The organism is Pseudomonas sp. 30_B (assembly GCF_017491605.1).
Classification (GTDB): Bacteria; Pseudomonadota; Gammaproteobacteria; order Pseudomonadales; family Pseudomonadaceae; genus Pseudomonas.
The window spans coordinates 1-428 of record NZ_JAFGYY010000418.1 but is presented as its reverse complement, the minus strand read 5'-3'; the positions used below and the strand labels follow the sequence as shown (position 1 = coordinate 428).

At 61.4% G+C, this 428-nt stretch carries 1 pseudogene; it reads right to left on the bottom strand.

Annotated features, from left to right (window positions below):
- Positions 1 to 428, bottom strand: a pseudogene (locus tag J5M67_RS28950) (fatty acid desaturase); the annotation flags it as partial.

Below are 428 nucleotides of genomic sequence, written 5' to 3'. Positions count from 1 at the left end.
TCATTGAAGCGCACGCCGACCGCGCGCATCGCCGCATGCGCCCGCTTCGCGGTCAACTGGCGAATGTAGAACGGATCGCGCACGACGAAGTGGTGAATCGCGTGCGTGCTGCCGAAGTTGAAGCAGAACAACTGCACCGGGATCAGCCACCACGGGTTCAGCACTTGTGTCTGCTGAACGACGTTGCGCGAATCGATATCGCCGTAGTAGTGCATGTTCGAGCTGATGAAGTTGATGCAGAAGCTGCGCACGAAGTTCGGCCCGAGCCAGGTCACCGCCAGGAAGTCGACGACGTGCATCGTCTGCTGGACGAGCGCAGGCACCGCCGGGTGATAGCCGAGCGCGTGCAGGGCGAAGAGCCCGGCGTGATAGGCGATGAACGCGTGCCACAGCACGTAATAGACGTGGCCGATCGGCATGTACGACAT